We start from the raw sequence: 13,105 nt of genomic DNA, 5'->3' as shown, positions 1-13,105 counted from the left end.
TAAAAACATAAATATTAGCACTCTATACTACTGAGTGCTAATAAAAGGATTAAAGCCTTACAGGATGTGATGCTAGTATGATGCTTGATGAAAGGAAGTTACAAGTTTTACATGCTATTATACAGAGTTATATAATAAGTGCAGAGCCTATTGGATCTAGAACTATATCTAAAAAATTTGACTTAGGAGTTAGTTCTGCTACTATAAGAAACGAGATGTCTGATTTGGAAGAACTTGGCTATTTAGTTCAGCCTCATACTTCTGCGGGAAGAATTCCATCAGATAAAGCATATAGACTATATGTTAATAAGCTCATGACATCATTAGATATAGGATCAATATTATCTAATGACTTAAAAGATAAATTAACAGAAGGAAGAAGAGAAATAGATCAACTGATTCAAGGAGCAGCAAAAATATTAGCTAGTATAACTAATTATACGTCATTAGCTATAGCTCCTCAAATAAAAAGAAGTTCTATTAAACGTATACAATTAGTTCCAGTTGATGATTCAAAAATACTAGCAGTTCTAGTTACAGATTCAGGTATACTAAAAAATGCAGTTTTTAGAACAAATGATAATATATCTTATGATAATTTAAATGTCATGACTAATTTCCTAAATGAAAAGTTAAAAGGACTTACTATAGAAGATATAGGATACGATTTTCAAGAAGGACTAATTAGAGAAATGTATGAACTTAAATATTCTATTAGTAGCATTATGCCAGTAATACTACAATCTTTAGAAGATACAGAAGATATGGGAATATACTTCGATGGTGTTACTAACATATTTAACTTCCCAGAATATAATGATATATCTAAAGCCAAACAATTTTTATCATTTATTGAAGATAAAAATAGTGTTATGGATATGCTGATAAATAGTGAATTTAGTGACGTTCAAGTAACCATAGGAAGTGAGAATATTTATGAAGAGATACAAGATTGTAGTGTCATAACAGCAGTCTATAGTATAAATGGAAAAACTATAGGCAAAATAGGAGTTATAGGACCTACGAGAATGGATTACTTGAGAGTAATAACAGCTGTAAAATCACTGTCTTTAGATTTAAATGAGATAATTAAAAATTATCTTTCAGAGTAATAGGTGTAAGATATATCTTGCACCTATATAAAGAATTTCGAGGGGGGAATGTTTTGAGTAATGAAGATATTACAAAAAAAGATGATTTGGTTAATGATGAACTAGAAGATGAGATATGTGAAGAAGCAGATAGCAATTTAGAAGCTACAATAAAAGAAGCTAATGAAAATGAAAATATTCAAGAACTAAAAAGCAAGTATGAAAATAGTATAAAGGATATGGAAGAATTAAATAATAGGTTCTTAAGACTACAAGCAGATTTTACCAATTACAAAAAAAGGGTAGAAAAAGAAAAAGAATCAACAATAGCATATGCAGTTGAAAACCTATTAACTCAAATATTACCTGTATTAGATAATTTCGATAGAGCATTATCAGTAGAGTGTAGTGATGAAAATAAAGCTCTTTATGAAGGCATGGAAATGGTATACAAACAATTCATTGATATACTAAAAAATCATGGTTTAGAAGAAATAGAGGCTTTAAATGAAAAATTTGATCCAAATTATCACTATGCAGTTTCTCAGCAAGAGAGTAATGAGCATGAAGAAGATACAATAATACAAGTATTAGGTAAAGGATATAAATTAAAAGATAAAGTCATTAGACCAAGTATGGTAATGGTATCTAAATAGATAATTACATAAGAAGGAGGAATTAATATGAGTAAAATTATTGGTATTGACTTAGGTACTACAAACTCTTGTGTTGCTGTTATGGAAGGTGGAGAACCTATAGTTATTGCTAATACTGAAGGAAATAGAACTACACCTTCTGTTGTTGCATTTACAAAAGAAGGAGAAAGATTAGTAGGGGAAACTGCAAAAAGACAGTCTGTTACTAATCCAGATAGAACTATTGCGTCTATAAAAAGACATATGGGTACAAATCATAAAGATACTATAGATGGAAAGGAATATACTCCTCAAGATATATCAGCTATGATACTACAAAAACTAAAATCAGATGCTGAAGCATACTTAGGAGAAACTATTACAGATGTAGTTATCACAGTTCCAGCTTATTATACAGATGCTCAAAGACAGGCTACTAAAGATGCTGGAAAAATAGCAGGATTAAATGTTAGAAGAATTATAAATGAACCAACTGCTGCATCTTTAGCTTATGGGTTAGATAAAGATGAAGAACAACACAAAATAATGGTATTTGACTTAGGTGGAGGTACATTTGACGTATCGATACTAGAGTTAGGTGATGGAGTATTTGAAGTTATTTCTACAAGTGGAGATAATAGCCTTGGTGGAGATGATTTTGACCAAGCAATAATTGATTACTTAGCTGAAGAATTTAAGAAAGAAAATGGTGTTGACCTAAGAAATGATAACATGTCTCTTCAAAGATTAAAAGAGGCAGCAGAAAAAGCTAAGAAAGAGTTATCAAGTGTAATGTCAAGTAATATTAATTTACCATTTATTACAGCTACACAAGAAGGACCTAAACACTTAAATATAGATTTATCAAGAGCTAAATTTGAAGAATTAACTAGTCATTTAGTTCAAAGAACATTAGATCCAGTTAAAAAAGCTTTAAATGATGCAGGATTAACTCCAGCAGATATAGATAAAGTTATATTAGTAGGTGGATCAACAAGAATACCAGCTGTACAGCAAGCAGTTAAGAATTTAACTGGTAAAGATCCTCATAGAGGAGTTAACCCTGATGAGGTAGTTGCATTAGGTGCTGCTATTCAAGCAGGTGTATTAAGTGGAGAAGTAAAAGACTTATTACTATTAGATGTTACTCCACTTTCACTAGGTATAGAAACTTTAGGTGGAGTATTTACAAAGCTTATAGAAAGAAATACAACTATACCAACTAAGAAAAGCCAAGTGTTCTCTACAGCAGCTGATAATCAAACAGCAGTTGACATACATGTACTTCAAGGGGAACGTGAAATGGCTAGTGGGAATACTACATTAGGAAGATTCCAATTAACAGGAATACCACCAGCTCCAAGAGGAGTTCCTCAAATAGAAGTTAGTTTTGATATAGATGCAAATGGTATAGTAAATGTTTCAGCTAAAGATTTAGGAACAGGAAAAGAACAAAAAATTACAATAACAGCTTCAACAAATCTTTCGGAAGAAGAAATTCAAAGAAAAGTTAAAGAGGCTGAACAATTTGCAGAAGAAGATAAAAAGAATAAAGAATCTATTGAAGTTAGAAATAATGCAGACTCATTAGTATATCAAACTGAAAAAACTTTAAAAGATTTAGAAGGCAAAGTAAGTGAAGATGAAAAGTCAAAAGTTCAAGCTAAATTAGATGAATTGAAAAAAGCATTAGAAGGAACAGATATAGATGATATTAAAGCTAAAACTGAAGAATTAACAAACGAGTTCCATGGGTTATCACAAAAAATGTATGAGCAAGCAGCTCAAGCACAACAAGCCCAAGGTGGAGACAATACTCAACAATCAGGTGAACCAAAAGATGATAATGTTGTAGATGCAGACTATGAAGTTGTTGACGAAGACGATAAAAAATAATAAAATAAGTCAAAGCTAAATCTTTTGATTTAGCTTTGATTTTTGGATTAAATGAAAAAAATAATACTACACATTGAAAGGCGGTGAAAATGTGAGTAAAAGAGATTACTATGAGGTTCTTGGTGTAAGTAAAAGTGCAAACGACCAAGAAATAAAAAGAGCATATAGAAAGTTAGCAAAGCAGTATCATCCAGATTTAAATCCTGATAATAAAGAAGCAGAACAAAAATTTAAAGAAGTAAATGAAGCTTATGAAGTTTTAAGTGATCCACAAAAGAAATCTCAATATGATAGATTTGGTCATGCAGGAATGAATGGTCAAGGTGGATTTGGAGGATTTGAAGGATTCTCTGGAAACTTCTCAGGCGGATTTGGAGATATATTTGAAGATATATTCGACATGTTTGGTGGTGGAGGTGGCTTCTCAAATGCCAGAAGAACAGGACCTAGAAAAGGTGCTGACATAAAAATAAAGGTAGATATTGAATTTGAGGAAGCTGCATTTGGTACTGAAAAAGAAATAAAAGTAGATAGAACAGAAAATTGCTCAACTTGTAGTGGAACAGGAGCTAAACCAGGTACAGAAAAACAGACTTGTTCAAACTGTAATGGTACAGGAGAAGTCCAATATGCACAAAAAACTCCATTTGGTCAGTTTGTAAGAGTAGGAGTTTGTGAAAGTTGTAAAGGTACAGGAGAAACAATAAAAGATCCATGTACAAAGTGTCACGGTAGTGGTAAAGAGAGAAAATCAAGAGTACTCAATATAAAGATTCCAGCAGGTGTGGATAATGGTTCAGTTATATCCTTAAGAGGAGAAGGAGAAGCAGGAGATAAAGGTGGACCTAGAGGGGACTTATACGTTTATATAGAAGTAAAACCACACGAAATTTTCTCAAGAGAAGGCAATGACATTATATGTGAAATACCAATATCATTTACGCAGGCTTCACTAGGTGCAGACTTAGAAGTACCTTCTTTAGATGGTAAGTTAAGATATTCTATACCAGAAGGAACACAAACAGGAACTATATTTAGATTAAAAAACAAAGGAATTCCTAGTCTCAAAACTGGTAGAAGAGGAGATCAATATGTAAGAGTTGTAGTTAAAGTTCCTACTAAGCTTACTGACAAGCAAAGAGAGTTATTAAAACAGCTTGCTGAAGAAAGTGAAGAGTCTATTCATGAAAATAAAAAAGGATTCTTTGATAAAGTAAAGGATGCTTTTGGAAATTAATATAATTATAAGCGTGATAAAAAATCACGCTTATAATTTTTTGGGAGAATTAGTCTATAATCTTGTTTATTCGATATTTTACTAGTTTTTTTAATATATATGGGTTATAATAATTTGTGAAAAACAAACTAGGTAAATTTAAGAAGGATGTGAAAGTTATGAAGTGGATTGAGGTCCAGATAAAAACTACTACTGAGGCGGTTGAAGTTGTATCAAACATTTTATATGAACTAGGTGTTGGTGGATTAGCTATAGAAGATCCGAATGATATAATTTTACAAGCTAAAAATGAGGAAGATTGGGATTATATAGATCCAAATCTACTGGACCAAAAGTTTGAAGGTGTAATAGTTAAGGCTTACTTTCCAGAAAGTGAGGATTTAATTGATAAGATAGAGTTAATAAAACAAAGTATAGAAAAAATACCACAATATAATCTTGATAAAGGGTTAGGTGAAGTATCACTATCTCAAGTAGACGAGAAAGACTGGGAACATGCTTGGAAAAAGTATTATAAGCCAAAAAAAATAGGTGAAAGAGTAGTAGTAAAACCTTCATGGGAAAAATATGAGGAACAAGATGAAGATATAGTTCTTGAATTAGACCCTGGAATGGCTTTTGGAACAGGTACACATGAAACTACGATTCTATGTATAAGAGAGTTAGAAAAGCATGTAAAAAGTGATCATGTAATAGTTGATGTAGGATGTGGAAGTGGAATATTGTCAGTAGCTGCTGCAAAACTTGGAGCTAAAAAAGTAATAGGTGTAGATTTAGATGAATTAGCAATAAAAGTATCTAATGAAAATAAAAAGATAAATAATGTAGATGATATTATAGATATAAGACATGGCAATTTATTAGATGTAGTTGATGAAAAAGCGGATATAATAGTTGCCAATATAATAGCAGAAGTTATAGTTATATTGACTAAAGATATTAAAAAGGTTTTAACTAAAGATGGATTATTTATAGCTTCTGGTATAATATTAGAAAAAATTGATAGGGTAAAGAATGCCCTAGAAGAAGATGGATTAGAAGTAATTGATATAATTACTATGGGAGAATGGGCTTCTATAGTTTCGAAGATAAAAGAAGGGTGTAAAAATGCATAGATTTTTTGTAGATAAAGATAATATTACTGAGAGTAATATAGAAATCATTGGTGAAGATGTTAAGCATATAAAAAATGTATTAAGATTAGATATAGATAGTGTAATATCAATTTGTGATAAAGAAGAAAATGACTATATAGTAAAGATTAAAGAAATAAGTAAGCATAATATATTATGTGAAATTATAGAAAAATATAAATCAAAAGGAGAGCCTCCTATTGAAATAAATTTATATCAAGGTATTCCTAAATCATCAAAGATGGATATTATTGTTCAAAAAGCAACTGAAATAGGAGTAAGGAAAATTATACCTGTTATAACGGATCGAACAGTAGTAAAAATACAAGATAGAAAAAAAGAAGATAAAAAAATAGATAGATGGCAAAGAATAGCTGAAGAAGCTGCAAAACAAAGTAAAAGAGGACTTATTCCTGAAGTTACAAATATATTAACATTAAAGGAAGTTGTGAATATACTAACTAATGAAGATTTTGTATTGGTTCCTTATGAAAATGAAAACCAAGTTTCATTGAAGGATGTAATAAACAGCTACAAAGGAAAAAAAATTAATATATTGATTGGTCCAGAGGGAGGATTTGAAGAGTCAGAAATAAATGAACTAAAGAACATAAATGCTCATATAGTTACTCTTGGTCCTAGAATATTAAGAACTGAAACTGCTGGACTTACTACTTCAGCTATAGTTTTATATGAACTTGGAGATTTAGGAGTGATTTAATGAACAAAAGAGTTGCATTTTATACTCTAGGATGTAAAGTTAATCAATACGAGACAGAGGCTATGTCAGAACTATTTCAAAAAGAAGGTTATGAGATAGTAGGAGAAGAGGATATAGCTGATGTATATGTAATAAATACATGTACAGTTACTAATCTAGGAGATAAAAAGTCTAGACAATTCATTAGAAGATCTAAAAATAAAAATGAAGATGCTGTAATAGCAGTTGTAGGATGTTATGCTCAAGTATCACCTGAAGAAGTATCAAAGATAGAACAAGTAGACATTATTTTAGGGACAAATGATAGAAAAAAAATAGTAAATCTATGTGAAGAAGTTAGAGAAAAAAGAAATAAGATAAATTTAGTTACTGATATAATGGAAATAAGAGAATTTGAAGAAATGAAAATAGATGAAGTAAAAGGCAGAACAAGAGCATTCTTAAAAATACAAGAAGGATGTAATCAGTTTTGTTCATATTGCATAATACCATATGCACGTGGACCTATTAGAAGTAGAAAGTTAGATAATATAATATCAGAAGTGGAAAATCTATCTGAAAAAGGATTTAAAGAAGTTGTACTTACAGGAATACATGTTGCTTCATATGGAAAAGATTTGGGGAAAGTTAGACTTATAGATGTTATAGAAAAAGTAAATGAAATAGAGGGAATAGAACGCATAAGATTAAGCTCTATAGAACCTACTATAGTAACAGATGAATTTATGAATAGATTTTCAAGCTTAAGTAAAGTATGCGATCATTTTCATTTATCATTACAAAGTGGAAGTGATACTGTTCTAAAAAGAATGAATAGGAAATATACTACTAAACAATACAAAGAAATTGTAGATATTATAAAAAAATATATGCCTGATGTAGCACTTACAACCGATATTATAGTTGGATTTCCAGGAGAAACAGAAGCAGAATATAATGAAACATTTAACTTTGTAAAAGAAATAGGATTCTCTAGAATACATGTATTTCAGTATTCACCTAGAAAAGGAACTCCTGCTACTAAACTTGAAGGACAAATTGATGGAAATACTAAACATGAAAGAAGTAAAAAACTCATAAAATTAGGAGAAGAGTTAACTAGAGAATTTAACAATAAATTTATAGATAAAGTTACAGATGTACTATTTGAAGAAGAATCAAAGTATAAGGAAGGATTTATAGAAGGTTATACAACTAACTATGTAAGAGTCTTAGCACCCGGAGATAAGTCTCTAGAGGGAGAAATAGTCCCAGTTACTATTAAGGCTTTAGAAAATGAAAATTTACTTGGAGAAATATTATCAAAATAAAGGAGTCTTTCGACACTTTGTTGAATAATGTAATATAAGTTATTACAAGGGGGTGAAATGGGTGTCAGATTGTATATTCTGTAAAATAGTAAAGGGAGAAATACCAGCAAAAAAAGTTTATGAAGATGATAAAGTAATAGCTTTCAATGACATAAGCCCACAGTCTCCTATTCACATATTAGTAATACCTAAAAATCATATATCTTCTGCAAATGATATAAATGATGAAAATAAAGAAATTATAGGACATATATTTTCTGTAATAAGTAACATAGCCAAAAGCGAGGGAATTGCAGATAAAGGATACAGAATAGTGAATAATTGTGGTGAAGATGGTGGTCAAACAGTATCTCATATACACTTCCACATCCTTGGTGGAAGGCAATTGCAATGGCCTCCTGGCTAAAATAAAAGTTGCATAAAGTATGGATTTAATGTATAATAATCTAGTGCCGAATTCCACTTACTGAAATACAGTAATGTAGCATAAATAAGAACCCTTTTGTAGTGGTGGTTGAGGGGAGGGAGAATCGAATGTCAGAAATTAGAGTTGGTGAAAACGAAACATTAGAAAATGCCCTAAAAAGATTTAAAAGACAATGCGCTAGAGCTGGTGTCTTAGCTGAGGCTAGAAAAAGAGAGCATTATGAAAAACCAAGTGTGAAGCGTAAAAAGAAATCTGAAGCTGCAAGAAGAAAAAGTAGCAAAACCAGATAAGAGGTGATATATATGTCCCTAAAAGATAAATTAATGGATGATTTAAAAGCATCTATGAAGGATAGGGATAAAGTTCGTAAAAATGTTGTCACTATGATAAGAGCAGCTATAAAACAAAAAGAAGTTGATGAAAGAATAGAATTAGATGACGATGGTATAATAGATATAATATCTAAGCAAGTAAAGCAGAAAAGAGATGTAATAGATGACTTTAAAAAAGGTGATAGACAAGATTTAGTCGAACTTACTGAAAAAGAAATACAAATTCTGCTTGAGTACTTACCACTACAGTTAACAGAAGAAGAGTTAAAAGTAATTGTTAAGGCTGCTATAGAAGAAGTTGGCGCAAGTAGTGTAAAAGATATGGGAAAAATAATGTCAAATGTCTTACCTAAAGTTAAAGGTAGAGCAGATGGCAGTTTGGTTAATAAAATAATAAGAGAAAACTTAAAATAAACGAAAACCTGAATACATATGTGTTCAGGTTTTTTTATTACTTAAAGGCTTCGTATTATAAGCTAAGATATAACTCCTAAAGATATAATATTAACTAATAATGGATTTTTATTTACAATTATGGTATATTATTGAAAGTATGATTAGATTATAATATATTATGTCAATAGGGGGGAAAACATTGAAAAAAATTGTTTTGTTTTTTATGGTAATTATTATGGTATTAGGTTTAAGCATCGGGGGATTTGCTCAATCAGAATCTATTAGTGTATACATAGATGGACAGAGTATGAATTTAAAAAAATCAAATGTAATTTTTAATGGAAAACTTTTAGTATCGGACTCTTCACCTATTATATATCAAGGAACCACTATAGTTCCTATTAGAGCTATTGGTGAGAGCTTAAATGCGGAAATAGACTGGAACAAAAAAACTAATGAAGCTACGTTAACTTTTGTTAATAAAAAGATAATATTTAAGGTTAATAGTAGTCATGCTATAGTTAATGGAGTAAAAAAGAAAATTCCATCTGCTCCTGCTAAGCTTATCAATGACGGGAGGATAATGGTTCCACTTAGGTTTATTGCAGACGAGCTAGGGTATACTATAGATTGGAATCAGAATACTTGGACAGCAAATTTAGTAAAGAAAGAAGATAATATAACTCCTATACCACAGCCTAAGCCAGATATTAAAGAAAAAGTAATAGTAATAGATGCAGGTCATGGAGGAAGAGATCCAGGAACTACAGCTGCCTCTGGTAGACCTGAAAAGGAATTTAATCTTGAGGTTACATTAAAACTTGATAAAAAACTTAGAAGTTTAGGCTATAAAACTATTCTTACAAGAGATAAAGAGCTTAGTAAAAATTATAAATTAGAATTAGAAGATAGATCATATATAGCTAATAAACATAACGCTGATATATTCATATCTATACATCATAATGCCTTTGAAGAAAATCCTAATGTTACAGGAATAGAATCCTTTTACTACCCTAGTGCTAAAGAAGGGAAAATTCTTGCAGAGCTTATACAAAAAGAACTAATACAAGAATTGAAAGCGGTAAATAGGGGTGCAAAACCAAATAATTTTGCAGTGTTGAGACAAACCAAAATGCCTGCAGTTTTATTAGAGCTAGGATTTATTTCAAATCCTAAAGATGAAAAGATAATAGAAACAGAAGATTATCAGGATAGAGCTGTAGAAGCAATAGCTAGAGGATTAAATAAATATTTTAATAGATAAGATAAAATAAGGTTGATCCAGTATTAAACGTTAACTGTGGATCAACCTTATCTATTTTTTGAGCTAAATTATACTATAATTTTGATATTCAATATTGTAATACAAAATCAATATTCTTCATACATTTATATAAGAGGGAGGGCTATCATTGAAAAAGAGAGTGGATGAAATAAAAGAAACAGTTTCCGAAATGTTAGAACTACCAAAAGATATTATGTTAGATTTGCCTAAAGTAACTATGGTGGGTAATTTACAAGTTTATATAGAAAATCATAAAGGAATAATAGAATATAGTAAACAACGTATTCGAATAAATACTAACAATGGAGTTCTAAGAATTTTAGGAAACGATATGTTTATAAGAACAATACTTACAGAAGAAATAATAATCATTGGAGAAATATATACTATAGAATTTACAGAATAAAAGGGGTGTAAGATATGCCAATTATAAGATTATGGAATTATTTTAGAGGATATGTTATCATTAAAGTTGAAGGACTTACTCTGGAAAGGTTCATAAATCTAGCAATATCAAAGGATATCTTTCTATGGGATATAGTTAGACTAGATTATACAACTTTAGAGGCTAAAGTTAGTATAAAAGGTTTCAGAGATTTGAAAGAGATAGTGAGGACGGTAGGTTGCAGAATAAGTATTAAAGACAAAAATGGATTTCCTTTTTTTGCAAGTAAATTTAAATATAGAAAAATGTTGCTGTCAGGCTTTGGTGTTGCTATTGCACTTATAATATATTTGACATCATTCATATGGTCAATAGAAATAATAGGAAATGAAAAGATAAAAGAAGAGAAAATATTAGCAGATCTTAAAAATATAAATGTAAAGTTAGGAATAAAAAAGAGCAAATTAGATACTGATAAAGTAAAAGGATTTTTACTTTCAAAATCCCAGGAATTTTCTTATGTAAGTGTATATACTAAGGGCACAAAGCTAATAGTAGATGTTAAGGAAAGGGATATTCAACCAGAAAGAATTGAAGATGATACCCCATGTAATATAGTATCTAAAAAGAAGGCTGTAATAGAAAAAGTTATTGCCAAGAATGGAAAAAGAGTAGTTGAGAAAGGAGATATTGTTAAAAAAGGACAAGTTTTGATATCAGGAATCATACAAGATGAATCAATGGAAGAATCAACAGAAGAATCAGCAGAAGAACCATTTTTAGTGCATTCTAATGGAAGCGTCTTAGGTAGAACATGGTATAAGGAAGTTGTGAAAGAACCTTTAATAAAGACTATAAAAGAAGAAACAGGTAAGATTCATACTAGTAGAGAATTAAAAATAGGTGATAGAAAAATACAGCTTATGAAAGGTGAAATACCTTTTAAACATTATATAGAAGAAAAAAAAGTTAAAAAACTTCTAAAAACAAGTGTTTTCGAACTTCCAATAGAGGTAATAATACATACATATAAGGAAGTAAATTTAAAACAAGTTACGCAAAATTCTGATTCATTAAAAGAAATAAATGAAGTAAAAGGAACTCAAGCTCTTATGAAGAAATTACCTAAAGAGTCTAAAGTTATTTCTAAAGATGTAAAGCATCAATTAGAAGATAAAGCTTTAACTACAGAAATCATTGTAGAGGTTGAGGAAGAAATAGGTCAAAAAGAAAAAATAAGATAACTAATTTAATTTTTGGGGAGGATTAATATTGGAGAAAGAAACACTTCAAAAAATAATCGAAATAGGAGATAATGATTATACTAGGGAGCTATTTGGAGATTTTGATGAAAATATAAAATTAATTGAGAAAACTTTTAATGTAGATATTGTATCTAGAGAAGGTGAAATAAGAGTAATAGGAGAAGAGATTTCTACTAATATAGTAGAAAAATTAATCAATAAGCTAATACACATTATAAAGAAACAAGGAAAACTGAATAAGCAAGAAGTTCTTTATACTATGCAACTTGTACTAGAAGGACAAGAAGATAAAGTGCGGGAACTTTTAGATGACGTTATATGTATAACATCATCGGGAAAATCTATAAAGCCAAAAACTTTAGGACAAAAAAGATATGTAAATGCTATAAAAGAAAATGATATAGTATTTGGAATAGGTCCAGCTGGTACAGGAAAAACTTATTTAGCTATGGCAATGGCTGTGATGGCATTTAAAAATAAAGAAATTAATAAGATAATATTAACAAGACCAGCTGTAGAGGCTGGGGAAAGTCTAGGTTTTTTACCAGGAGATCTTCAAGAAAAAGTAGACCCTTATTTAAGACCTTTATATGATGCAATGTTTGATATACTAGGAGCTGAAACTTATTCTAAATACATGGAAAGGGGTTTAATAGAAGTAGCTCCATTAGCTTATATGAGAGGAAGAACTCTAGATTCTTCGTTTATTATACTGGATGAAGCTCAAAATACTACGAATGAACAGATGAAGATGTTTTTAACTAGACTTGGATTTGGATCAAAGGCAATTATAACTGGTGATATTACACAAATAGATCTTCCAAAAGGAAAGACTTCTGGGCTAAAGCAAGTATCACATGTTTTAGATAAAATAAAAGGTATAGAATTTGTATATTTAGATAAGAGAGATGTAGTTAGACATCAGTTAGTTCAAAGAATTATAGAAGCATATGAAAAATTTGAAAATAAGGAACAAAAATAAAGTCACA

The 13,105-nt window shown here is 30.1% G+C and carries 14 protein-coding genes; all 14 read left to right on the top strand.

Annotated elements, in window-relative coordinates; translation table 11 throughout:
* The first annotated feature begins 77 nt into the window (after positions 1-77).
* The 14 genes from hrcA (at position 78) to CLPU_RS03885 (ending at position 13,098) form a co-directional block, all read left to right on the top strand.
* Positions 78-1,112, top strand: coding sequence for a heat-inducible transcriptional repressor HrcA (gene hrcA / locus CLPU_RS03950; RefSeq protein WP_050354353.1), 1,035 nt, complete (start codon positions 78-80; stop codon positions 1,110-1,112).
* A gap of 53 nt (positions 1,113-1,165) precedes the next feature.
* Complete coding sequence (gene grpE, locus CLPU_RS03945; RefSeq protein ID WP_050354352.1) at positions 1,166-1,747, top strand: nucleotide exchange factor GrpE; 582 nt, start codon at positions 1,166-1,168, stop codon at positions 1,745-1,747.
* Positions 1,748-1,774: 27 nt separating this feature from the next.
* Positions 1,775-3,622: a molecular chaperone DnaK gene (gene dnaK, locus CLPU_RS03940; RefSeq protein ID WP_050354351.1), complete on the top strand. Its 1,848-nt coding sequence runs from the start codon at positions 1,775-1,777 to the stop codon at positions 3,620-3,622.
* 91 nt (positions 3,623-3,713) lie between these two features.
* Positions 3,714-4,859 carry a molecular chaperone DnaJ gene (gene dnaJ / locus CLPU_RS03935; RefSeq protein ID WP_050354350.1) on the top strand — a complete coding sequence of 382 codons (1,146 nt, stop codon included), beginning with the start codon at positions 3,714-3,716 and terminating at the stop codon, positions 4,857-4,859.
* Positions 4,860-5,017: 158 nt separating this feature from the next.
* Positions 5,018-5,974, top strand: a complete 957-nt coding sequence (gene prmA, locus CLPU_RS03930; RefSeq protein ID WP_050354349.1) for a 50S ribosomal protein L11 methyltransferase — start codon at positions 5,018-5,020, stop codon at positions 5,972-5,974.
* The gene (locus CLPU_RS03925; RefSeq protein WP_050354348.1) at positions 5,967-6,713 is read left to right on the top strand and encodes a 16S rRNA (uracil(1498)-N(3))-methyltransferase; all 747 of its coding nucleotides are present in this window, start codon (positions 5,967-5,969) and stop codon (positions 6,711-6,713) included. Before prmA ends, CLPU_RS03925 begins: the two co-directional genes overlap by 8 nt.
* Positions 6,713-8,023 carry a tRNA (N(6)-L-threonylcarbamoyladenosine(37)-C(2))-methylthiotransferase MtaB gene (gene mtaB, locus CLPU_RS03920; protein ID WP_050354347.1) on the top strand — a complete coding sequence of 437 codons (1,311 nt, stop codon included), beginning with the start codon at positions 6,713-6,715 and terminating at the stop codon, positions 8,021-8,023. The genes CLPU_RS03925 and mtaB overlap by 1 nt, the downstream gene beginning before the upstream one ends.
* 61 nt (positions 8,024-8,084) lie before the next feature.
* On the top strand, positions 8,085-8,429 hold the full coding sequence (locus CLPU_RS03915) for a histidine triad nucleotide-binding protein (protein WP_050354346.1): 345 nt from the start codon (positions 8,085-8,087) through the stop codon (positions 8,427-8,429).
* A 128-nt stretch (positions 8,430-8,557) separates the two neighbouring features.
* Positions 8,558-8,740: a 30S ribosomal protein S21 gene (gene rpsU, locus CLPU_RS03910; RefSeq protein WP_050354345.1), complete on the top strand. Its 183-nt coding sequence runs from the start codon at positions 8,558-8,560 to the stop codon at positions 8,738-8,740.
* Between the two features lie 12 nt (positions 8,741-8,752).
* Entirely contained in the window at positions 8,753-9,196 is a 444-nt protein-coding gene (locus CLPU_RS03905; protein WP_050354344.1) for a GatB/YqeY domain-containing protein, read from the top strand.
* Between the two features lie 181 nt (positions 9,197-9,377).
* Positions 9,378-10,445, top strand: coding sequence for an N-acetylmuramoyl-L-alanine amidase (locus CLPU_RS03900; protein WP_050354343.1), 1,068 nt, complete (start codon positions 9,378-9,380; stop codon positions 10,443-10,445).
* Between the two features lie 148 nt (positions 10,446-10,593).
* Positions 10,594-10,872: a sporulation protein YqfC gene (gene yqfC / locus CLPU_RS03895; RefSeq protein WP_050354342.1), complete on the top strand. Its 279-nt coding sequence runs from the start codon at positions 10,594-10,596 to the stop codon at positions 10,870-10,872.
* Positions 10,873-10,886: 14 nt separating this feature from the next.
* Complete coding sequence (gene yqfD / locus CLPU_RS03890; RefSeq protein ID WP_050354341.1) at positions 10,887-12,095, top strand: sporulation protein YqfD; 1,209 nt, start codon at positions 10,887-10,889, stop codon at positions 12,093-12,095.
* 28 nt (positions 12,096-12,123) lie between these two features.
* The gene (locus CLPU_RS03885; protein WP_082154062.1) at positions 12,124-13,098 is read left to right on the top strand and encodes a PhoH family protein; all 975 of its coding nucleotides are present in this window, start codon (positions 12,124-12,126) and stop codon (positions 13,096-13,098) included.
* The last annotated feature ends 7 nt before the right edge of the window (positions 13,099-13,105 follow it).

Source organism: Gottschalkia purinilytica (assembly GCF_001190785.1).
Classification (GTDB): Bacteria; Bacillota; Clostridia; order Tissierellales; family Gottschalkiaceae; genus Gottschalkia_A; species Gottschalkia_A purinilytica.
This window is presented reverse-complemented; position numbering and strand designations above follow the sequence as displayed.